Genomic DNA, 21,924 nt, shown 5'->3' with positions numbered 1-21,924 from the left:
ACATGGCTGAGTTCCCTCTCGTTCCTGGTTCGACCATCGGCATCCTCGGCGGGGGCCAGTTGGGCCGGATGCTGGCCCAGGCCGCCGCGCGCCTGGGCTTCGACGTCGTCATTCAGGACCCGGAAGAGAACGCGCCGGCCGGCCGCGTCGCGGCCCGCCAGATCGTGGCCGCCTATGACGACCGCTGGGCGCTGAAGCGCCTGGCCGAGGCCTGCGACGTCGTCACCTACGAGTTCGAGAACGTCCCGGCCGATACGGTGTCTGAACTCGCTTCGCTCGGCGCGGTGGTCTCGCCGGGCGCCAAGGCCCTGGCCGCCGCTCAGGACCGCGTGATCGAGAAGAGCTTCCTGGCCGAGATCGGCGTGCCCACCGTGGCCTTCGCCCCGGTCCACGACAGCGAGAGCCTGGCCGCCGCTGTGGCCAAGATCGGCGCGCCGTCGCTGCTGAAGACCCGCCGCGACGGCTATGACGGCAAGGGCCAGGCCTGGATCCAGAAGGCTTCCGACGCCGAGGCCTCGTTCGAGAAGATCGGCCGGCGCGCCGCCATCCTGGAAGCCCCCGCGGACTTCGGCCGCGAACTGTCCGTCATCGCCGCGCGCGGCCGCGACGGCGAGATAGCCTGCTATCCGCTGTCGGAGAACCACCACGAGGGCGGCGTGCTCAAGCGCACCTCCGCCCCCGCCAAGGTCACCGGCGCCACGCGCGACCAGGCCGAGACCATCGCCATCAAGATCCTGACGGCGCTGGACTATGTCGGGGTGATCGGGGTGGAGCTGTTCGAGCTGGCCGGCGGCAAGCTGCTGGTCAACGAGTTCGCCCCGCGCGTCCACAATACCGGCCACTGGACCCAGGACGGCTGCGAGGTCGACCAGTTCGAGCAGCACATCCGCGCCGTCGCCGGCTGGCCGCTGGGCCCGACGGACCCGCACCATCATGTCGAGATGACCAACCTCCTCGGCGCCGACGTCGACGCCTGGCGCAAGCTGGCCGCCGAGCCGGAAACCCGCGTCCACCTCTACGGCAAGGGCGAGGCCCGCCCGGGCCGCAAGATGGGCCATGTGAACCGGTTGCGGCCGCTGCGGGACTAGTCGGCGCCGCGGCGCCCATTCCTATTTCCTCGTCATTCCGGCCTTGAGACTCAGGGGCGCAAAGCGGCGGACCTAGCGGACAGGCGCGGACCGCCGATGACGCTTCCAACGACCTTGAACGTCCCCTGAGAGGAGGGCGAGCGGCACCGCGCGCCGACGAACGATTTGCCTTTGTACTTATTATATTATAAATAGACCCCAAAATGGTCGGCCTCGGCCTTATTGGGGATGGAAATGGGCGACGGTAACGCAGGCAAGCGCCTGCGCAGTAGCGGTACTTACGGGAAACTGGATCGCGACGGCTTCATTCACCGCTCCTGGATGAAGAGCCAGGGTCTGCCCGATGACGTGTTCGACGGCCGGCCGGTCATCGGCATCTGCAACACCTGGTCGGAAATAACCCCCTGCAACGCCGGCCTGCGCGACATCGCCGAGCACGTGAAGCGCGGCGTCTGGGAAGCTGGCGGTCTGCCCCTGGAATTCCCGGCCATGTCGCTGGGCGAGACCCAGATGCGGCCCACGGCGATGCTGTTCCGAAACCTGCTGGCCATGGACGTCGAGGAGTCGATCCGCGGCAATCCAATCGACGGCGTCGTGCTGCTGGGCGGCTGCGACAAGACCACGCCCGGCCAGCTGATGGGCGCGGCCAGCGTCGACCTGCCCACCATCGTCGTCTCGTCGGGCCCGATGCTGAACGGCAAGTTCCGCGGCAAGGACATCGGCTCTGGCACTGACGTGTGGAAGTTCTCCGAGGCCGTCCGGGCCGGTGAAATGACCCTGCCGGAATTCATGTCGGCCGAGAGCGGCATGAGCCGCTCGCCGGGCACCTGCATGACCATGGGCACCGCCTCGACCATGGCGGCCATTGTCGAGGCCATGGGCATGAGCCTGCCCTACAACGCCTCGATCCCCGCCGTGGACGCCCGCCGGGCCGCCATGGCGCACCATACGGGCCGAACGATCGTCAAGATGGTCCACGATGGCCTGACCATGTCGCGGGTGGCCACCCGCGCCGCCTTCGAAAACGCCTTGCGCGTCCACGCGGCCATCGGCGGCTCGACCAACGCCGTCATCCACCTTCTGGCGCTGGCCGGACGTCTCGGCGTGAAGCTGGACCTCGAGGACTTCGACAACCTCTCGCGTGACGTGCCCCTGCTCGTCGACCTGCAGCCGTCGGGCCGCTTCCTGATGGAGGATCTGCACTATGCCGGTGGCCTGCCGGCGGTGATGAAGCAGATGGCCCCGTTCCTGAACCCGGAGGCTCTGACCGTTTCGGGCGCGGCGATCGGCGATCAATACGACAAGGCCGAAGTGTTCAACGCCGAGGTCATTCGCTCGCTCGAGGCGCCCGTGAAGCCCGACAGCGGCATCTGGGTGCTGCGCGGCAATCTGGCGCCGGGCGGGGCGGTGGTGAAGCCCAGCGCCGCGACCCCTGCATTGCTGACGCACACGGGCAAGGCGGTGGTCTTCGAGACCATCGAGGATTTCAAGGCCCGCATCGACGACCCGGACCTGGAGGTCGACGAGACGTCGATCCTGGTGCTCAAGGGCTGCGGTCCCAAGGGCTATCCGGGCATGCCCGAAGTCGGCAACATGCCGCTTCCGACCAAGCTTCTGGAAAAGGGCGTCAAGGACATGGTCCGCATCAGCGACGCGCGGATGAGCGGAACGGCTTTTGGCACGGTCATCCTGCACGTCTCGCCGGAGTCCGAGGCCGGCGGACCCCTGGCCGTGGTGCGCACTGGCGACGTGATCACCCTGGACGGGCCCACGCGCGCCCTGAACATCGCCATCTCCGATCAGGAGATGGCGCGGCGCCTGGAGGCCTGGCGCGCCGACCGCCCGGCCCCGACCTACAAGCGCGGCTACGCCAAGCTCTATGTCGACCACGTGCTGCAGGCCGACAAGGGCTGCGACCTGGACTTCCTGGTCGGCGCGTCCGGCTCGGTCGTCACCCGTGAAAGCCACTGATGGATCCGTCCGTCTCGATCTTCGGCGACTGGGGCACCTCGCGGCTGCGGCTTTACCTGCGCCAGGGCAAGAGCGTGCTGGATCGTCGCGACGGTCCCGGCGTCAGCGCCCTGACCAAGACGCCGCGGGAGACCTTCCTCGACCTGGTCGGCGACTGGCGCGAGGCGCGGCCTTCGGGCGCGATCCTGTGCGGCATGGTCGGCTCGCGCATCGGCTGGGCGGAGGCGCCCTACGCCCCTTGCCCGGCCACGGCCGGCGACCTGCGCGCGCGGGTGCTGAAGATCGAGGCTGACGGCCTGCCGGTGTCGATTATCCCGGGCCTGTCCTGCGTCAATCCGCTGGGCGGTCCCGATGTGATGCGCGGCGAGGAGACCCAGATTCTGGGCGCCCTCGAACTCGATCCAGCCCTCAAGCAGGGCCGCCATCTGCTGGTCCTGCCCGGCACCCACAGCAAGTGGACCGTGGTCGATGACGGCGCGATCACCAACTTCCTCACCGCGCCGGTCGGCGAGACCTTCGCCCTGCTGCGCCAGCACTCGACCCTGGCGGCCGGCGTCGGCGCCGATGTCCAGGGCTCGGACAAGGGCTTCGCCATGGGCCTGGCCCGGATCGCGGAGAAGGGGCCAGCCATGCTGCCGCACCTGCTGTTCGAGACCCGCGCCCGGCAACTTCTGGACGCCCTGCCGGCCGCCGACGCCATGGGATTTCTGTCCGGCCTGCTGATCGGCGCCGACGCGGCCGCCGCGCGGCAATGGTTCGGCGCGCTTGGCGAGGTGACCTTGGTCGGGGCTCCGGCCCTCAACGGTTTCTATGGCCAGGCCATCGCCGCCCAGGGTGGCCGCGCCGTGGCTGTCGATGGCGACAGCGCCGTGCTGGCCGGCCTTTCGGTGCTTTCACCCCAGAACAACAGTGAGTTCCATGTCCTCGCCTGAAGCCGCCGCCAGCCGTCCCCCGCCCATCGTGGCGATCCTGCGCGGCGTGAAGCCCGACGAGGTCGTGGCCATCGCCAAGGCCCTGGTCGACGCCGGCGTGCGCGCCATCGAGGTGCCGCTGAACTCGCCCGAGCCGCTGGAGAGCATTCGCCGGCTCTGCGAAGCCTATGGGGATGTCGCCCTGTGCGGCGCGGGCACCGTGCTGACGGCCCAGGCCGTCGATGACGTGGCCGCGGTCGGCGGCAAGCTGATCGTTACGCCCAACACCGATCCCGAGGTCATCGCGCGCGCCGTGGCGCTGGGCCTGACCGCCATGCCGGGCTTCGCCACGCCGTCGGAGGCCTTCGCGGCCGTGAAGGCGGGCGCCAAGGCGTTGAAGCTCTATCCGGCCAGCAGCTTTGGTCCCAGCCACATCAAGGCCGTCAAGGACGTCCTGCCCAAGGACATCCTGGTCTACGCCGTCGGCGGGGTGGGGGCGGCCAATCTGGAGCCCTGGCTGACGGCCGGTGTGGCCGGCATCGGCGTCGGCGGCGAGCTCTATCGTCCCGGCTACACGCCAGAGGAAGTCGGCCAGAGGGCCGTCGCCCTGGTCGCCGCCTGGAACGCTCAAGCCCAATAAGAATAACCGTCCCTTGGGGGGGAACACGTGAAGACCATCGATTTCGTCATCCTGGCGATCTACGCCGTCGCCATCTTCGGCTTGGCCCAGTGGGTTTCCCGCGACAAGGGCGGCAAGCAGAAGGACTCCAACGACTACTTCCTGGCCGGCAAGGCCCTGCCCTGGTGGGCGATCGGCGCGTCGCTGATCGCCGCCAACATCTCGGCCGAGCAGATCATCGGCATGAGCGGCTCGGGCTACGCCCTGGGCCTGGCCATCGCCTCCTATGAGTGGATGGCGGCCCTGACCCTGCTGATCGTCGGCAAGTTCTTCCTGCCGATCTTCCTGAAGAACAACATCAGCACCATGCCGCAGTTCCTGGAGCAGCGGTACGGGCCCAGCGTCCGCAACGTGATGGCGGTGTTCTGGCTGATCCTCTACGTCTTCGTGAACCTGACCTCGATCCTGTGGCTGGGCTCGATCGCCATCCACACCGTGGCCGGCGTCGACCAGATGACCGCCCTGGTGATCATCGGCGTCTTCGCCCTGGCCTATCAGCTGTGGGGCGGGCTGAAGGCCGTGGCCCTGACCGACATCGTCCAGGTGGCCCTGCTGATCACCGGAGGCCTGATCATCGTCTTCCTGTCACTAAGCAAGATCGGCGGCGGCGACCTGATGGCCGGCTTCCACCAGCTGACCGTCCAGTTCCCCGACAAGTTCGACATGATCCTGTCGCGCGACAATCCGCACTACAAGGACCTGCCGGGCCTTTCCGTGCTGTTCGGCGGCCTGTGGGTGATGAACGTCAGCTACTGGGGCTTCAACCAGTACATCATCCAACGCGCCCTGGGGGCCAAGGACATCACCGAGGCCCAGAAGGGCATCGCCCTGGCCGCTTACCTCAAGCTGCTGATGCCGGTGATCGTGGTGCTGCCGGGCATCGCCGCCCTGGTGCTCGTGCCCGGCCTGGCCAAGCCCGATCAGGCCTATCCGGAGATGATGAAGCTGTTGCCGCCGGGCCTGCTGGGCCTGGTGTTCGCCGCCCTGGTGGCCGCGATCGTCGCGTCGCTGGCCGCCAAGATCAACTCGATCGCCACCATCTTCACCTTGGACATCTACGCCAAGGTCAAGACCGGCTCGAGCGAGCGCCATCTGGTCACCGTCGGTCGGATCACCGCCGTCGCGGCGGTGATCGTCGGCATCCTCATGGCCAAGCCGCTGCTGGGCAAGGCCGAGCAGGCGTTCCAGTTCATCCAGGACTTCACCGGCTTCTTCACGCCGGGGATCGTGGTGATCTTCATGTTGGGCCTGTTCTGGAAGCGCGCCACCACGGCCTCGGCCCTGGTGGCGGCGATCGGCGGCGCGGCCCTGTCGGGCGCCTTCTTCGTCGCCGACAAGCTGGGCGTGTTCGTGATCCCGTTCATGAACCGCGTGGGCCTGGTGTTCCTGCTGACCCTGGCCGCCGCGGTCATGGTCTCGCTGGTCGCGCCCCAGAAGAAGGCGGTCAATGTCGTGTCGCTGGACGGCGTCACCTACAAGACCACAGGGGGCTTCAACATCGCCGGCCTGGGCGTGATCGTGATCCTGATCGCGCTCTACGCGGTGTGGTGGTGATCCGTTCGACGCCGCCCCGGTTGGGATCACGCGACCTCAAGGAGTTGCCCATGTCTGAGATCAAGTTGCTTTTCCGCGCCGCGCTGGCGACGGTCGTCCTCGGGGGCTCGGCCTTCGCCGGCGAACTGACGGCCAATGCGACCCTGAAGGCCGATCAGCCGGGGGCGCCGATCTCGCGCTACATCTATGGCCAGTTCTCCGAGCACCTCGGCGCCGGCATCTATGACGGCGTCTGGGTGGGAACGAACTCGAAGATTCCCAACGTGCGCGGGATCCGCACCGACGTCGTCACGGCCCTGAAGGACATCCATGCGCCGGTGATCCGCTGGCCGGGCGGCTGCTTCGCCGATGAGTACCGCTGGCGCGACGGCATCGGCCCGCGCGACAAGCGGCCTTCGCGCAAGAACAACTGGTGGGGCGGCTCGCCCGAGACCAACGCCTTCGGCACCCATGAATTCATGGACTTCGCCGAGCAGGTCGGCGCCGATCCTTACGTCTCGATCAACATGGGCTCGTCGGACCCGACAGAGATGCGCGAGTGGATCGAGTATATGGTCTCGCCGGGCGACGACACCCTGGCTCAGGAGCGCCGCGCCAACGGCCGCGACAAGCCGTTCAACGTCCCCTTCATCGGCATCGGCAACGAGAGCTGGGGCTGCGGCGGCGAGATGACGCCGGAGTACTACGCCAACGAATACCGTCGCTTCTCGGCCTTCTTCCACAAGAACGACGACAACAAGGCCATGCGGGTGGCGTCAGGCGCGAACGCGTTCGACGTCAACTGGACCGATGTCGTCACCAAGAACGCCGGTCGGTTCATGGACGCCATCTCGCTGCACTACTACACGATCCCGACCGGCGACTGGTCCAAGAAGGGGGCGGCCACCGGCTTCGACAAGGCCGCCTGGGGCAAGACCTTCGCCCAGACCTTGCGGATGGAGGACCTGCTTCAGAAGCACATCGCGGTCATGGACAAGAACGATCCGACCAAGCGGATCGGCCTCTATGTCGACGAATGGGGCGCCTGGTACGACGTCGAGCCGGGCACCAATCCGGGCCACCTCTACCAGATGAACACCCTGCGCGACGGCGTGGTGGCGGCGGCCAATTTCAACATTTTCCACCGGCATACCGACCGTGTGAAGATGACCAACATCGCCCAGACCATCAATGTGCTGCAGGCGATGATCCTGACCCGGGGCGACCAGATCGTCCTGACGCCAACCTATTACGCCTACAAGATGTACGCGCCCTTCCAGGACTCGACGGCGATCCCGCTGGACGTCACCGCGCCCGAGATCGACGTGGCCGGCAGCAAGATCCCCGCCTTCAACGCCTCGGCCGCCAAGGGCAAGGACGGCAAGACCTATATCGCCGTCGCCAACATGTCGCCGGATGACAGCGTCAAGCTGTCGGTGGCGATGGGCGCGCTGAAGGCCAAGGCCGTGTCGGGCCAGGTGCTGACCGCCGAAAAGATGGACGCCGTGAACGCCTTCGGCGCCAAACCCGTCGTCGCGCCGGCGCCCTTCAAGGGCGCCAAGCTGTCGGGCGACAAGCTGACGCTCGATATCCCGTCCAAGTCGGTGGTGGTCGTGGCCGTCGACTAGATCTGGCGCCGCCGGACCGCGGCTTGCGCGGTCCGGCGGCCCCTTTCGATCACGCCTCTCAGGGCTGCCGCTGGACGCGGACCATGAGCGAGCGGCCCTCCGCCGGCAGGATGAGGCCAAAGGCGGTCTCGTCGCCGTTCAGGAAGCGCTCGCGGATCCAACGGCCGGCCTCCATCCGCCCCTCCTCGACGCTCACAAGTTCGACGCCGCCGGTCTCGCCGAGCTTTGACGCGAATTTCAGGTTGGCCGACGCCCCCGTCACGAAGAACGTGTCGGGCTCCACTTCGGCGACGATGGCCCTGCCTGACAGGTCGGCATTGCCTTGGCCGCGCGGTCCGCCGTAGCCGTCGCGCACGGGACCGAACCGCACGGTCAGATCGTATCGCGAGAAGGTCAGCGGAATGTTGGCCATGCCATCTTCCTCGACCGCCACGCCAACCTTGCCCGCATCCCGTAGCGGCAGAAGGAAGGGCGCGGCCTCCTGCAAGAGGCCATAGGTGACGGCGATCGGCTCGGCCTTGGGCTTGTCGCCCTCAAGCCCAAAGCCCGCATCCAGGCCGAACTTGGAGATACCCAGGCTATAGGGCTGGGCGATCGTCCAGAAGGCGTGGCGCGCGTGCGCCATCGAGCCGCCGGTCTCCGGCACGAACAGGGGATTGCCGGCGACGTCATAGGCGCGGGCGATGGCGGTGTAGGGCGCGACGTTGGTGTCGTAGTTGTCGACCCCGACGACGTCCACGGCCGGCGCGAGACGTCGCCAGGCCTCCAGCAGCCAGGAAACGGCCCCGCCCGATGGGGAGCTGTCGCCCGGCCGCTCAAGCCCCGGCTGCTCGCGCGGCCAGACATTGACGTAGAGCGGCAGATCGTAGGCGGCCTTGCCCGCCGCGGCGACCGCGCCGACATAGCGCGCGGTGTGGTAGGCCATGAACGCCTCGGGCGCGCGGGCGCCGAAGTTGGCGGTCCAGGACCCAGGCTTGGCGCCCGGCATGTCGTCCGGTACGGCGCCGTCGAACAGCCGCTGGGCCCTTGGCGAATAGTCCCGATCCGAGCCCAGGACCCCGGCCTCGTTCTCGACCTGGACCAGGATCACCGTGCGCTGCTGACTATCGGCGAGCTTGAGGTGGGCCATCAGGGCGGCGAAGGCGCGGGCGTCCGCGGCTTGACCCGATGCGCTCAAGGGGCTCAAGGCTTCGACCGTGCGGCCTTGCGCGTTGATCACCCTTTCGAAACGGGTCGCGTCGCGCTTGATCCAGGCGGGCGTGTAGCCCATCGCGCCGTTCTTCCAGGTGCCGAACCACAGCAGGGCCAGGCGCACCTTTTGCGCCCGCGCCTCGGCGATCAGCCCGTCGACAACCGAGAAATCGAACTTTCCCTCGACGGGTTCGATGGATTCCCAGCCGACCGGGGCCATGACGGTATTGGCGTGGCTTCGGGCGACGGCCGGCGCCAGGTCTCGCAGGATCGGCCCATAGCCGCTCGAGTTGTTGAGCTGGACGCCGAGCACGAGAAACGGTCGCCCGTCGACCTGCAGGGCGGGTTTGCCCGACGCCGTCGGCGCCAGTCGCACCGATTGCGCGGCGGCGGGCGCGGCGAGGCTCAGCACAGCGCCGGCCAAGGCAAGGCTTCGAAGTTTCATCCTGGTGCTCCCATGCGGCGCGGTCTCTCATTTCGGACCGGCTTCTGACTTCCGGGCTTTGCATCGGCCCTTAGGACTAGCGTGACGACGGATCGGGGCGGCGCGATCAAGCCCTGGATCGGCGCGTCGCGATGGACGCGGTCGGTGACGAACATTCGGCCCGACCAGCCCGGCGGCGTCACAAGGCGACGGGGGGACAGCCCGCCGTTGACGTGAACAAGGACCAGTTCGTCGCCATTCGGCGAAAGGGCCGCCACCGTATCCAGATCGTCGACGGGCGCGAGCCGATAGCCTGGCCGGATGTGGCGGCTGAACCCCGCCATGACCCAGTATTTCAGGGTCACATGCAGCGGGTGCGCCGCGCTGGGCTCGGCGCGCAGATCGGCCTTGATCAATCCCCAATTGGAGCCCTTCGCGCCGTCGCGGGCGCTGACATCTTCCACGGCCTGCCAGAACACCCAGGCGCTGGGCTCGAGCCGCTTGAGGTCCATGACGACGTGCTCGGCGAAGGCCAGGGCCGAGTCGAGGCTGTCGAAGTCTTCCGGGTACCCGTTTAAGGGGGTGTCGTTCTCCGACATCCACAGGCGGATCCTGGCGGCGCGCGCGACGTCGCGAACACCCGTCTGATGGAGGCTCCCGTAGCTGTGCACATTGAGCTGTCCGATCGCGGCCCTGGCCTCAGCGGGATAGCCGGCCCAGTCGCGCAGAAAGACATGCGAGTTGGTTTCGTCCGGCGCGCTGATCGTCGTCTTGAGGCCCCGCGCGCGAAGCGCCGCGTCGGCCGCCACGATCATCGCCGCCTGGCGCTGAGGGCTCCAATGGGCCCCCTCCTGGGTGTTGGCCGCGTGCCAGTAGTCGGTATTGGGTTCGTTGACCGGCGACAGCGTTCTGAAGGCGATGCCGTGGCGGCGCTGCAGCTCGTCGACGACGCGCGCCATGTAGGCGGCGAAGAGCCCTTCCTGTCCGGGGCGCAGGTTGTCGTCGGTGGCCTTCTCCGCGCCCGACACCTTGCCGCTGACCGTCATGAACCAGGGCGGCGAGTTCGAGAAGGCTTCGAAGATAGGCGCTCGCACCCGCGTCTTGATCGCGTCCAGCCACCACCGCTGTGCGCTGTCCGCCGACCAGTCCCACATCTCTTCGCGGTCCGGTCGCCACCAGTCGTTGCCGGCCGCGCCAGGCGGGCGACGCCAGAAGCCGGGCACGGCCGCTCCGGTCCGCAGGTAGGGCTTGGTCTCCGGAGCGTCCCCGCCGCCGATATTGTAGCGGGCGATGGTGAAGCCCAGGCCGCCGGGTCCGTAGAGCAGATCGGCCAGCCGGTTACGGTCATCCGCCGGCCAGCCGCCGGTGACGTTGGCGAACCAGGCCAGCGCCGTTCCCCAGCCCTCGAAGACCACGCCGGGGCGGCCGACCCGCAACGGTATCGTGATGGCGTCGAGCGAAGCGGCGACGGCCGCCGAAGCGCTGACGAGCCATCCGGCCGCCGCCAGGACGCCGCGACGGGTCGGATCGCCGGGACTCGCTCTTCGCGCCTCATTCGGCGCCGCATGGCTGGCCGAAGGCCCGCCTTGGCCAAGGCGGCGTGGGCGCACGGGCCGGCTCATCGCGTCTTTTCCGACACAAATGGCGGCCAATTCGGCGCGCCGTGGGGAGGACCTCCCCCACCGTCAAGACGTGTCAGTTCCAGAAAGCAACGGATAACGACCACCCCAACCTCCCTCATCGCGGCGCTCTACCTGAAACACCTACAATCTTACTACTTGTAGTACAAATGAATGCGGTTTATGTCCGACAAGAAATCGCGCCGCAACGAGCGTGATCGGACGCCGTTAGGAGAGGGAACAAGGATGAAGACGGGCAAATACCGCTTTAGCGTCGGTGTATCGCTGCTGGCTATGGCCATCTCGGCCCCATGGGCCGCTCAGGCCCAATCGACCCAGGACAACAGCACCGCCGTGGAAGAGGTCGTGGTCACCGGGGTGCGCGAAAGCCTGCGCTCGGCCCAGGCGCTGAAGCGCAACGCCGACCAGATCGTCGATTCGGTCCAGGCTCAGGACATCGGCAAGCTGCCTGACGCCAACACCACCGAGGCCTTGCAGCGCATAACCGGCGTGCAGATCCAGCGCCGCTATGGCGAAGGGGCCACCGACTTCGATCACCGTACTCAGCCCGCCGTCACCGTGCGCGGCCTGACCCAGGTGCAGAATTTCCTGGACGGCCGCGCCGTCTACTCCGCCTCGGGCGGCCGAGCCTTCGACCTGGAAGGCGTGCCGCCGGAACTGCTCTCGGGCATCGACGTCTACAAGAACGCTCCGGCCAATATCATCGAGGGCGGCGTCGGCGGCGCGGTGAACCTGCGCACGCGCAAGCCGTTCGACGCGCCGGGCCGCGTGCTCAGCGCCACGCTTCGCGGCAACTATTACGACCGCGTCGGCAAGGATGGCGGCTCGATCTCCGGTCTGTACAGCAACCGCTGGGACACCTCGGCCGGCGAGATGGGCTTCCTGGTCAACGCCGTGCTCAGCAAGTCGCACTACCGCCAGGACGGCCTGCTGGCCGGCCCATTCGACACGGTTCCGGCGGGCTCGATCGCCGGCGCCCCGGCCAACGCCCAGGTGCCCTACGGCTTCGAAATCTATGACGACACCGGCGATCGCAAGCGCCTGGGCATCGCCACGGCCTTCCAGTGGAAGCCCAGCGACGACCTGCTGATCACGGCCCAGTACCAGCGCACCAAGTACTGGTTCAATCGGACCGGCGCCTACTACTACGACTACAACAACCGCTCGAACGTGCGGAACGCCGCCGGCGTGGTGACCAGCTACGGCACCGACCCGCTGCCGGGCGCGGCCTTCAGCTTCAACGACGAGGGTTACGCCACCAAGGGTTCGCTGCAGAACCAGACCTTCGAGACCGGCCGCTATGACCAGCAACTCTGGAGCCAGAGCCAGAACTTCACCCTGAACGCCGCCTGGCGGGTCAGCGACAAGCTGAAGACCAGCTTCGACGCCCAGTACCTGAAGTCGTACTACAACGCCGACCGCAACGGCCACGTCCTGTCGCTGTACACCCAGGCCGGCCAGACGGGCCTGACCACGCCGCACAAGACGGTCGTCGACTTCGACCTGACCGGCAAGTATCCGCGCTTCGAGGTCCGCGACCCGTCGCTGCTGAACAATCCGGCCAACTACACCACCCCGTACATCGCCGACTCCCTGCAGCGGAACGATGCCGAGACCTTGGCCCTGACCAGCGACTTCGAGTACGATTTCGAGGGCGGCTTCTTCGACAAGCTGCGCGGCGGCGCGCGCTATTCCGATAACTCCATCGACCTGCGTGGCACCTGGCATGGCGTCTGCGTGACCTCGCTGGGCGCCGACCCGAACTGTTCGGCCCCGGCCGGCACGCCGCTGGTCCCGCTGAGCGCTCACCCGCAGCTGTCCATGAAGGGACCGTCCAAGGACTGGTTCGACGGCAACACGGTCAAGGGCGGGCTGCTCTATCCGGCATTCCCGACGGGCGACGGCGTCTGGGCCCAGACCAAGGCGCTGTACGCCCTGCTGGGCGCGACCACGAAGGACAACTTCACCCCGGGCGACCTGAACAGCCAGACCGAGAAGACCTATACCGGCTGGGCGGTCGCCGACTACGCGACCGAGATCGGCGGCGTGGCCATCGACGGCGGCGTGGGCGTGCGGGTGATCAAGACCGAGGCCACCTCGACAGGCACTCAGTTCAACGCCGACGGCACCTCCAAGGCGATCGATGTCGACAACAGCTACACGCGGGTTCTGCCCAGCTTCAATCTGCGCGCCAAGCTGACCGACACCCTGCAGGCGCGCCTGGCCTATTCGAAGGGCTTGGCGCGTCCGAACTTCGACCAGTTGTCGACCAACCTGACGCTGAACAATCCCAACCAGGTCAACCCGGTCACTGGCCACCCCAGCGCCAGCTCGGGCAACCCGGCCCTGCGTCCGATCGAGTCCGACAACTATGACGTCACGGCCGAGTGGTACTTCTCCAGCACCGGCTCGCTGACCGCGGGCGCCTTCTACAAGAAGGTCGACGGCTTCCTGGCCGGCGGCACGGTGGTGGGCAGCTATAACGGCGTCGTCTACGACGTCGGGACGGTGGTCAATTCGGGCAACGGCACGGTCAAGGGGATCGAGCTGGGCTACCAGCAGTTCTTCGACTTCCTGCCGGGCGTGTTCAGCGGCCTGGGCCTGCAGGCCAACTACACCTATGTCGACTCCAGCGTGAGCAACCCGTTCGCCACCGCGGGCTCCAGCATTCCGACCCAGGTGCCGCTCGAGAAGCTGTCCAAGAACAGCTTCAACCTCGTCGGGCTGTATCAGAAGGGTCCGGTCAGCGGCCGCGTCGCCTATAACTGGCGTTCGGCCTATCTGGACCAGACGACGGGCAGCGGCGCCAACGGCATCCCGCAATACGCCAAGCCCTACGCCTCGCTGGACGCCTCGATCAGCTACGACGTCAACGACCACGTCGCCGTGTCGTTCGACGCCGTCAACATCAACAACCGCATGAACGTCCTCTACATCGGCACGTCCGCCGCGCCGTTGCAGTACCAGCTGAACGACCGGCGCTTCGGCTTCGCCGTGCGCGTCACCTACTAAGGCCTCCCCTGCTAGCCGGCGTGGCGCTTGTCGCCACGCCGGCGTCTTTTTGCTGGGAGCGCGAGAGCCGAGCGTGTTGGCGGCTCTGGCGTATCGGCGATCCAAGTCTATGATTTCGAGCCCTTTTGTCCGCGCCCCACGAAGCTGGAAGGCTCCTGGCCGCCCGCAAGGTTATTCATGACCGAGGCTTTCTCGACATCAGCCGCGCCCCCCGCCCGGGAAGGCGCGCTTTGCCGTATCGTCATCGTCGGGGGCGGCGCCGCCGGCTGGATGGCCGCGGCCGCGCTGTCAAAGGTGTTGGGGCCGCGCGGCCCCGCGATCACGCTGATCGAGTCCGAGGAGATCGGCATTGTCGGCGTGGGGGAGGCGACCATTCCGCCGATCCGCGCCTTCAACGGCCTGCTGGGCCTCGACGAGGCTGACTTCGTTCGCCAGACGCAAGGCACATTCAAGCTGGGTATCGAATTTGTCGATTGGACCCGGCTGGGACACCGCTACTTCCATCCGTTCGGCGTCTATGGCCATGACTTCGGCGTCGCGCCGTTCGAGGCGGTCTGGCGACGCCTGAACCGGGCCGGACAGGCCGGGCCTCTGGACAGCTATTCGGTCTGCGCCCAGGCCGCCGCCCAGGGGCGGTTCGCGCCGATCTCGCAGGCCGCCAACGGTCCGCCGCCGATGGGCTACGCCTTCCACTTCGACGCGGCGCTTTATGCCCGCATGCTGCGAACCCTTGCCGAGGCCGCTGGCGTCGTCCGCCGCGAAGGCAAGATCGTCGATGTCTCCCTGCGCGGCGCGGACGGCTTCGTAGAGGCCGTGACCCTGGCCAGCGGCGAGCGCATCGCGGGCGACCTTTTCATCGACTGCTCGGGCTTCCGGTCGCTGCTGCTGGGTCAGGCCCTGGGAACGGGGTTCGAGGACTGGTCGCGCTGGCTGCCCAACGACCGGGCCTTGGCCGTGCCGTCGGCCAATGTCGGTCCGCCCACGCCCTTCACGCGCTCGACCGCCCGCGAGGCCGGCTGGCAGTGGCGCATCCCCCTGCAGCACCGCACGGGCAACGGCTACGTGTTCTCCAGCCGGCACGTCTCGGTCGATGAGGCGACGGCGACCCTGTTGTCGGGCCTGGACGGCGAGCCGCTGGCCGAGCCGCGACTGCTGACCTTCCAGGCCGGCCGTCGCGAAGCGTGCTGGGTCAAGAATGTCGTGGCCCTGGGGTTGGCGTCGGGCTTCCTGGAGCCGCTGGAGAGCACCAGCATCCACCTGATCCAGTCCGGCGTGGCGCGTCTGCTGGAGATGCTGCCGACCAAGGCGTTCGAGCCCGCCGACGCGCGGCGCTACAACCGCCTGATGGCGGCGGACTTCGACCATGTCCGCGATTTCCTGGTCTTGCACTTCCACGTCACCCAGCGCGACGACACGCCGTACTGGCGCGAGCTGCGGGACATGACCCCGCCCGACAGCCTGGCCGAGCGGCTGGCCATCCATCGCGCCACCGGGCGCGTTTTCCGCGAGAGCGACGAGCTCTTCACCAAGACCAGTTGGCTGGCGGTGATGGAGGGGCAGGAGCTCGGGGCGGGCGAAGACGACCCGCTGGCGCTGGGGGTTCCCCCGGACATGGCCGCCGCGCGACTGGCGCGGAGCGCGGAGGCGGCGGCCCAAGCGGCGGCCGCCATGCCGACCCACGCTGACTTCATCAGGGCCCATTGCGCGGCGAAGTGTTGACGCCGGCCTGATCGTAATTGTCTGATAAATACAACCGGACTCGCTCCGGATGGGAGGGTGCGTATGAAGAAGATCCTGTTGGCCAGCGTCGCGTGGCTGAGCCTGGCGAGCGCGGCGGCCGCCGAGGGGCCGCGGGTCCAGCCGACGCAGGTGGACGCCTCGCGACCGGACTGGGAGAACCCGGCGGTCTATGCCCGGGGAAAGCTGGCGGCCAGCGCGACGCACTTCCCGTTCGAGACCCGCGCGGCGGCGCTGGCCGGCGACCCGGCCAAGTCGAGCCGTTACCAGACCCTGGACGGCCCGTGGTCGTTCAGCTTCTCGCCGTCGTCCGACAACGTTCCCGAGGGCTTCGAGAAGCCGGACTATGACGTGTCCGGCTGGAAGACCATCAAGGTCCCGGCCCTGTGGCAGACCGAGGGCTATGATCAGCCCCGGTACAACAACATCACCTACCCGTTCCCGGCCAACCGCCCGCTGATCCCGCACGCGACCAATCCCGTCGGCTCTTATCGCAGGACCTTCGAGATCCCCGCGGGCTGGTCGGGTCAGGACGTGATCCTGCACATCGGCGCGGCCGGTTCGGCCTATCGCGTCTGGGTCAACGGAAGCGAGGCCGGCTATTCGGAAGACTCCAAGCTTCCCAGCGAGTTCGACGTGACCAGGCTCCTGAAGCCTGGCCAGAAGAACATCGTCGCCATCCAGATCCACCGCTGGTCGGACGGCAGCTATCTGGAGGACCAGGACTTCTGGCGGGTCTCGGGCATCGAGCGTTCGGTCTATCTGAAGGCCGCGCCGAAGGTCCGGCTGACCGACCTCTTCGTCCATGCCGGCCTCGACAAGGCCTATCGCGACGGCGCGCTGTCGACCGACGTGGCGCTGACCCAGCGCGACCAGGCCGTGACCGTTCGCATGACCCTGCTGGACGGCGACAAGACGGTCCTGACCCAGGAGGCCAAGGTCGCCGCCGGCGTGGCCAAGACCCAGACCCTCTCGGCCAGCGTGCCCAACGTTCGCCAATGGACCGCCGAGACCCCCAACCTCTACACCCTGCTGGTCGAGGTGTTGGACGCCAAGGGCGGCGTGATCCAGGCCACGCCCCAGCGCATCGGCTTCCGCACCGTCGAGATCAAGAACGGTCGCGTGGCCGTCAACGGCAAGCCGATCATCATCCGCGGCGTCAATCGTCACGAGCACGATCCGGAGACGTTCCACGTCATCTCCGAAGCCAGCATGCGGCGCGACATCGAGCTGATGAAGCGCAACAATATCAACGCCGTGCGCACCTCGCACTATCCCAACGCCGAGCTCTGGTACGCCCTGGCCGACGAATACGGCCTCTATGTCATGGACGAGGCCGATATCGAGAGCCACGCCTATATGGACTACGCCAACAAGTATCCCGAACTGCGGCCCAAGCTGCAGATCGGCTTCGACCCGGCCTGGGAAGGCGCGCACGTCAGCCGCGTCCTGAACATGGTCGAGCGCGACAAGAACCACCCCTCGGTCATCTTCTGGTCGCTGGGCAACGAGGCCGGCATCGGACCCAATTTCGAGAAGGCCGCCGCCGAGGCTCGCAAGCGCGATCCCTCGCGTCTGATCTCGTATCTGGGCTGGGGCACCCTGGACTGGGAGCATGCGCCCAATCCCTATGTCGACATCTACGCGCCGATGTACGACGACATCGAGAAGATGGTGGACTGGGCCCAGGATCCGACCCGCACCCAGCCGATGATCCAGTGCGAATATTCCCACATGCAGGGTAACTCCGGCGGGAACTTCAAGGACTATTGGGACACCATCTACAAGTACGACAAGCTGCAGGGCGGCTTCATCTGGGACTGGGTGGACCAGTCGATGTACCGCTACGCCAAGGATGGTCGCCGCTACTGGGGCGACGGCGGCGAATATGGCCCCAATCCCGGCGGCGACGTCGAGTTCGGCGACGGCCTCAACCAGCCCGACCGCACGCCCAACCCGCACCTCTATGAAGTCCAGAAGGTGCTCTCGCCCATCCAGTTCGAGGCCTTCGATCCCGCGCGCGGTACGGTGACGGTGCGCAATCGCCACGACTTCCGCGACCTGTCGGGCTTCGCCTTCGAATGGGCGCTGCAGGAGAATGGCGTCACCGTGGCCTCGGGCGACCTGCCCGCCCTGGCCACCCAGGCCCGGGCGACCCAGACGATCACGCTGCCGCTCGCCAGCGTCGCGCGGAAGCCGGGCGCGGAGTATTTCGTCACCCTGCGCGCCAAGGCCAAGGCGGGCTCCGTTCCGCTGACGCCCGAAGGCTATGTCGTCGGCTGGGAGCAGTTCGCGCTGACTCAGCCGGTTTCCGCCCCGGCTCAGGCCGCCTCGGGCTCGGTCGCGGTGAAAGAGACCGCCGACCTGATCTCGCTATCGGCGTCCGGAACCACCCTGACGCTGGATCGCAAGACGGGCTTGGTCATGAGCTATGGCAAGCCTGGCGGCGCGACACTCAAGGGCGGTCAGCCGAACTTCTTCCGCGCCGAGACCGACAACGACACCCTGACGGGCACGGTCAATCAGCAGACGCCGTGGAAGGCGATGACCAAGACGCGCCAGACGCGGACGATCACGGTCGACGCCAAGGCCGGGCGGATCAGTGTCGATCACGAGCTCGGCGCCGGCGCGGCGCGCTTCGTCACGACCTACACCATGAATGGCGATGGCGCTGTCGACGTGGCTGGCCAACTGACCCCGCTGAAGGACGATCTGCCGCCGCCGGTTCGGGTGGGGCTTTGGTTCACTCTGCCGACCAGCGTCAAGACGGTCGAATGGTATGGACGGGGTCCGCACGAGAGCTATGTCGACCGCAAGACCAGCGCGCCGATCGGTCTGTGGCGCGGCCTGATCGCCGACCAGAACCACGACTACATGCGGCCCCAGGACACCGGCAACAAGGTCGACGTGCGCTGGATGGAGGTTTCCGGCGAGGGCCAGGGACTGCGGGTCCGGGGCGCGACGCCGCTGATGATGAACGTGCTGGCCTTCCCCTATGCCGACCTCTACCGGCGGCCGGAAGGCACGTGGAAAAGCAGCGACATCGTTCCGCACGACGAGGTCTCGCTGCTCGTCGATGGCGCGCAGTGGGGCGTTGGCGGCGACACGGCCTGGAACCATGTCGGTCAACCGCACATGCAATACCGCACCAGGCTGGAGCCGATCCGCGTCGCGTTCCGGCTGGAGCCGTTCGAGGGTGAGGGCTCAACGCCCGACAAGGCTTCGCCGGCGCAAGCCACGACGCCGCAATAGCCGCCGTTTTCCATCTCGTCATGGCCCTCTGGCGATCGCCGGAGGGGCCAAACTCAGAGAATTCGAATGAAGCTTCTCCCGTTCGCCCTGGCGGCGTTGCTGGCCGGTCCCGCGCTGGCCGGCCAGCCGATCAGCCCGCGTTTCAACGCCGACCCGTCGCCCCACGTCTTCAAGTCCGGCTACTATCTCTACGCCACCGACGACGCGTCGAACTCGGGAACCTACTGGGACTCGACCACCTGGAGGCTCTACACCTCCAAGGACTTCAAGACCTGGAAGGACGGCGGCGCGTTCCTGGGCGTTTCGGTATTTTCGTGGGCCAGGCCCGACGCCAAGGCTTGGGCGCCGGACGCGGCCTACCGCGATGGAAAATACTATTTCTACGCGCCGGTGGGCGGCGACAAGATCGGGGTGGCCGTCGCCGACCGCCCCGAGGGGCCTTTCAAGGACGCCATCGGCGCGCCCCTGGTCGACAAGGCGCGCGACGCCAACACTGGCGCCGAGCCGATCGACCCGCAGGCGCTGATCGACGACGACGGCCAGGCCTACATGGTCTTCGGCTGCCGCGAGCCCAAGATCGTCAAGCTGGGCAAGGACATGGTCAGCCTGGCCGGACCGATCGAGGACCTGGTCGTGACGGGCTTTCCCGCCGACGACCCCAAGAAGAAATTTGGCGAGGCGCCGTTCGTCCATAAGCGCGGGGGGCTGTACTATTTCAGCTTCTCGACCGGCTGGCCGGGCCAGATCGTCTACGCCACGGCCAAGTCCCCGATGGGACCCTACGCCTATCGCGGTGTGATCCTGGACTATCGGAACATCTCCACCAACCACCAGGCGATCATCGAGGCCGAGGGGCGGACGTGGCTGTTCTACCACGACAATCTGCTGCCCGGCGGCGGCGACCATCGCCGTTCGATCGCCATCGAGCCCCTGCGCTATGGCGCGGATGGCGCGATCGAGGAGGTGCGGCCCAAGCCCAAGCCCAAGCCCAAGCCCTAGCGTCCGACCGGATCGGCCGGCCCCGCGCCGGCCGGACCAAGGCTTGGACATCGCTCATTTGTAGTATAATACCGACGCAACATTCGGGGGCGGTATGAACGGGATAAAAATTGGCATTGTCGGCGTCGGCAAGATCGCGCGCGACCAGCATATTCCGTCCCTGGCGGCGGACCCCGACTGGACGCTGGCGGCCGTGGCGAGCCGCGCCCATGTCGATGTCGGCGTACCAGCCTTTCCGTCGCTCGAAGCCATGCTCGAGCAGGGCCCGGCCATTGAGGCCGTAGCGCTGTGTACGCCGCCGCAGGTTCGTTGGCGGACCGCCGTGGCGGCCCTGAACGCCGGCAAGCATGTCTTCATGGAGAAGCCGCCCGGCGTGAGCGTTGGCGAAGTGCGCGACCTCGCCGCGCTCGCCGCCGACAACAAGGTGACGCTCTTCACCAGCTGGCATTCGCGGTTCGCCGCGGGCGTTCCCGCCGCCAAGGCCTGGCTCGCGGATCGCCGCATTCGCCGGGTCGACATTCAGTGGCGGGAAGACGTGCGGCGCTGGCATCCGGGGCAGACCTGGATCTGGGAAGCCGGCGGACTCGGCGTTTTCGACCCGGGCATCAACGCCCTGTCGATCCTGACCGAGATCATGCCTCGTGAGGTGTTCGTCACCAGCGCGGCCCTGGACATACCGGCGAACGTCCAAAGCCCGGTCGCGGCCCATATCGAGATGACGGACCTCGACGCCACGACGATCACCGCGGATTTCGACTTCCTGCAAACCGGTCCTCAGACCTGGAGCATCGAAATCGAGACGGACACGGAAAAACTGTGCCTGTCGCTGGGCGGAGCGGTGCTCGATATCGGCGGCCAGCGGATCGTGGAGGCGGCGGACACCGAATATCCCGGCCTGTATCGTCGCTTCAGCGCGCTGATCCGAAGCGGCCGGTCGGATGTCGACGTTAGGCCCCTGGCCCTGGTCGCTGACGCCTTTCTGCTCGGTCGCCGAACCCTGGTCGAGCCGTTCGTCGAATAGGCGCTCCGGGATCGACCAAGGCGCGCGGCGAGCGTCCGGGGACTACCCCGTGACGGCGTCCGGCGACGCGGCGAGGTCCGAAGCGGCTAGGTCCGAAGCCGAGCGTACGAGTTCGAGAACGTCGAGGATGATCTCGCGCATGGCGGCCGAAGCCTTGTCGGCGTCGCGGGCGATGATCGCCTCGGCCACATCCTCGTGCGAGGGGATCGACGCCGTCCGGCCCTTGATGCGATTGGTGAAGCGGATGGAGATGCGCAGAGCCGTGTTCACCAGTTCATGGAGCTCGCGGTAGAACGGGTTCTGCGTCGCGCTGAGGATGGCGATGTGGAAGGCGATGTCAGCGGCCAGCGCGTCATCCTCGCCCCTGGCCGCGGCCTTCATCCGGCGCAGGCCCCGGCGGATTTCCTCGAGTCCCGCCTCATCGGCGTTGCGAGCGGCCAACGCCGCGGCGGCGGGCTCCAGTCCCAGGCGCATCTCCGTGAATTCGGTCAGCAGGCGCAGCGAGAACTTGCGCTCCAGCAACCAACGCAGCACGTCGGGATCGAGCATGTTCCACTCGGCTTCCGGCTCGACCACGGTGCCATGCCGGGGGCGGGCGCTGAGCAGGCCCTTGGCCGTCAGCATCTTCACCGCCTCGCGCGTCACCGTTCGGCTGGCGCCGAAGCGCTTGGAGACTTCGGCTTCCGTCGGAAATCCCGTGAGCGCGAACTCGCCCGTGACGATGGCTTGACCGAGCGCTTCGACCAGCGAGTAGGTCAAGCTGGTGCCGGGCTGTGTGCGCATCGGCTCGTATTCTTTCCGCGACGGCTTCGCTAAGGGTTGTCATTCATCTGTAGCG

General features: G+C 67.3%; 14 protein-coding genes. 11 read left to right on the top strand and 3 right to left on the bottom strand.

What is annotated here, in order from left to right:
- Window positions 1-2 precede the first annotated feature (2 nt).
- From ACW175_RS20915 to ACW175_RS20890, 6 genes are all read left to right on the top strand, one after another.
- Window positions 3-1,088 carry a 5-(carboxyamino)imidazole ribonucleotide synthase gene (locus ACW175_RS20915; RefSeq protein WP_492101864.1) on the top strand — a complete coding sequence of 362 codons (1,086 nt, stop codon included), beginning with the start codon at window positions 3-5 and terminating at the stop codon, window positions 1,086-1,088.
- Between the two features lie 234 nt (window positions 1,089-1,322).
- Window positions 1,323-3,059 (top strand): IlvD/Edd family dehydratase, encoded by a 1,737-nt coding sequence (locus tag ACW175_RS20910; RefSeq protein ID WP_492101863.1) that lies wholly within the window; start codon window positions 1,323-1,325, stop codon window positions 3,057-3,059.
- Window positions 3,059-3,991, top strand: a complete 933-nt coding sequence (locus ACW175_RS20905) for a 2-dehydro-3-deoxygalactonokinase (protein ID WP_492101862.1) — start codon at window positions 3,059-3,061, stop codon at window positions 3,989-3,991. The genes ACW175_RS20910 and ACW175_RS20905 overlap by 1 nt, the downstream gene beginning before the upstream one ends.
- Window positions 3,978-4,610: a 2-dehydro-3-deoxy-6-phosphogalactonate aldolase gene (locus tag ACW175_RS20900; RefSeq protein ID WP_492101861.1), complete on the top strand. Its 633-nt coding sequence runs from the start codon at window positions 3,978-3,980 to the stop codon at window positions 4,608-4,610. Before ACW175_RS20905 ends, ACW175_RS20900 begins: the two co-directional genes overlap by 14 nt.
- A 27-nt stretch (window positions 4,611-4,637) precedes the next feature.
- The gene (locus ACW175_RS20895; RefSeq protein WP_492101860.1) at window positions 4,638-6,203 is read left to right on the top strand and encodes a sodium/sugar symporter; all 1,566 of its coding nucleotides are present in this window, start codon (window positions 4,638-4,640) and stop codon (window positions 6,201-6,203) included.
- Window positions 6,204-6,253: 50 nt separating this feature from the next.
- Window positions 6,254-7,810, top strand: coding sequence for an alpha-N-arabinofuranosidase (locus ACW175_RS20890; protein ID WP_492101859.1), 1,557 nt, complete (start codon window positions 6,254-6,256; stop codon window positions 7,808-7,810).
- 58 nt (window positions 7,811-7,868) lie between these two features.
- On the opposite strand, the gene ACW175_RS20885 is transcribed toward ACW175_RS20890, so the two are convergent.
- Both ACW175_RS20885 and ACW175_RS20880 read right to left on the bottom strand, forming a co-directional pair.
- Window positions 7,869-9,446: a DUF5597 domain-containing protein gene (locus ACW175_RS20885; protein WP_492101858.1), complete on the bottom strand. Its 1,578-nt coding sequence runs from the start codon at window positions 9,444-9,446 to the stop codon at window positions 7,869-7,871.
- Complete coding sequence (locus tag ACW175_RS20880) at window positions 9,443-11,047, bottom strand: glycoside hydrolase (RefSeq protein WP_492101857.1); 1,605 nt, start codon at window positions 11,045-11,047, stop codon at window positions 9,443-9,445. The genes ACW175_RS20885 and ACW175_RS20880 overlap by 4 nt, the downstream gene beginning before the upstream one ends.
- A gap of 243 nt (window positions 11,048-11,290) precedes the next feature.
- Between ACW175_RS20880 and ACW175_RS20875 the strand changes: the two genes are divergently transcribed.
- From ACW175_RS20875 to ACW175_RS20855, 5 genes are all read left to right on the top strand, one after another.
- Window positions 11,291-14,077 carry a TonB-dependent receptor gene (locus ACW175_RS20875; RefSeq protein ID WP_492101856.1) on the top strand — a complete coding sequence of 929 codons (2,787 nt, stop codon included), beginning with the start codon at window positions 11,291-11,293 and terminating at the stop codon, window positions 14,075-14,077.
- Between the two features lie 177 nt (window positions 14,078-14,254).
- On the top strand, window positions 14,255-15,796 hold the full coding sequence (locus tag ACW175_RS20870) for a tryptophan halogenase family protein (protein WP_492101855.1): 1,542 nt from the start codon (window positions 14,255-14,257) through the stop codon (window positions 15,794-15,796).
- 63 nt (window positions 15,797-15,859) lie between these two features.
- Window positions 15,860-19,066: a glycoside hydrolase family 2 TIM barrel-domain containing protein gene (locus ACW175_RS20865; protein WP_492101854.1), complete on the top strand. Its 3,207-nt coding sequence runs from the start codon at window positions 15,860-15,862 to the stop codon at window positions 19,064-19,066.
- Between the two features lie 66 nt (window positions 19,067-19,132).
- Window positions 19,133-20,065 carry a family 43 glycosylhydrolase gene (locus ACW175_RS20860; RefSeq protein WP_492101853.1) on the top strand — a complete coding sequence of 311 codons (933 nt, stop codon included), beginning with the start codon at window positions 19,133-19,135 and terminating at the stop codon, window positions 20,063-20,065.
- A gap of 94 nt (window positions 20,066-20,159) precedes the next feature.
- The gene (locus ACW175_RS20855) at window positions 20,160-21,086 is read left to right on the top strand and encodes a Gfo/Idh/MocA family protein (protein ID WP_492101852.1); all 927 of its coding nucleotides are present in this window, start codon (window positions 20,160-20,162) and stop codon (window positions 21,084-21,086) included.
- 42 nt (window positions 21,087-21,128) lie between these two features.
- On the opposite strand, the gene ACW175_RS20850 is transcribed toward ACW175_RS20855, so the two are convergent.
- Window positions 21,129-21,869, bottom strand: a complete 741-nt coding sequence (locus tag ACW175_RS20850) for a FadR/GntR family transcriptional regulator (protein ID WP_492101851.1) — start codon at window positions 21,867-21,869, stop codon at window positions 21,129-21,131.
- Between the last annotated feature and the right edge of the window lie 55 nt (window positions 21,870-21,924).

Source organism: Caulobacter sp. FV1ye6ST (assembly GCF_058681225.1).
The sequence above is the reverse complement of the archived record's forward strand: the minus strand, read 5'-3'. Positions and strand labels throughout refer to the sequence as shown.

Bases quoted from the DNA above. Each gene is read 5' to 3' on its own strand.
- ACW175_RS20850 (WP_492101851.1), bottom strand. From the start codon at position 21,869: ATGCGCACACAGCCCGGCACCAGCTTGACCTACTCGCTGGTCGAAGCG.
- ACW175_RS20870 (WP_492101855.1), top strand. From the start codon at position 14,255: ATGACCGAGGCTTTCTCGACATCAGCCGCGCCCCCCGCCCGGGAAGGC.
- ACW175_RS20890 (WP_492101859.1), top strand. From the start codon at position 6,254: ATGTCTGAGATCAAGTTGCTTTTCCGCGCCGCGCTGGCGACGGTCGTC.
- ACW175_RS20910 (WP_492101863.1), top strand. From the start codon at position 1,323: ATGGGCGACGGTAACGCAGGCAAGCGCCTGCGCAGTAGCGGTACTTAC.
- ACW175_RS20900 (WP_492101861.1), top strand. From the start codon at position 3,978: ATGTCCTCGCCTGAAGCCGCCGCCAGCCGTCCCCCGCCCATCGTGGCG.
- ACW175_RS20915 (WP_492101864.1), top strand. From the start codon at position 3: ATGGCTGAGTTCCCTCTCGTTCCTGGTTCGACCATCGGCATCCTCGGC.
- ACW175_RS20865 (WP_492101854.1), top strand. From the start codon at position 15,860: ATGAAGAAGATCCTGTTGGCCAGCGTCGCGTGGCTGAGCCTGGCGAGC.
- ACW175_RS20905 (WP_492101862.1), top strand. From the start codon at position 3,059: ATGGATCCGTCCGTCTCGATCTTCGGCGACTGGGGCACCTCGCGGCTG.
- ACW175_RS20855 (WP_492101852.1), top strand. From the start codon at position 20,160: ATGAACGGGATAAAAATTGGCATTGTCGGCGTCGGCAAGATCGCGCGC.
- ACW175_RS20860 (WP_492101853.1), top strand. From the start codon at position 19,133: ATGAAGCTTCTCCCGTTCGCCCTGGCGGCGTTGCTGGCCGGTCCCGCG.
- ACW175_RS20885 (WP_492101858.1), bottom strand. From the start codon at position 9,446: ATGAAACTTCGAAGCCTTGCCTTGGCCGGCGCTGTGCTGAGCCTCGCC.
- ACW175_RS20880 (WP_492101857.1), bottom strand. From the start codon at position 11,047: ATGAGCCGGCCCGTGCGCCCACGCCGCCTTGGCCAAGGCGGGCCTTCG.
- ACW175_RS20875 (WP_492101856.1), top strand. From the start codon at position 11,291: ATGAAGACGGGCAAATACCGCTTTAGCGTCGGTGTATCGCTGCTGGCT.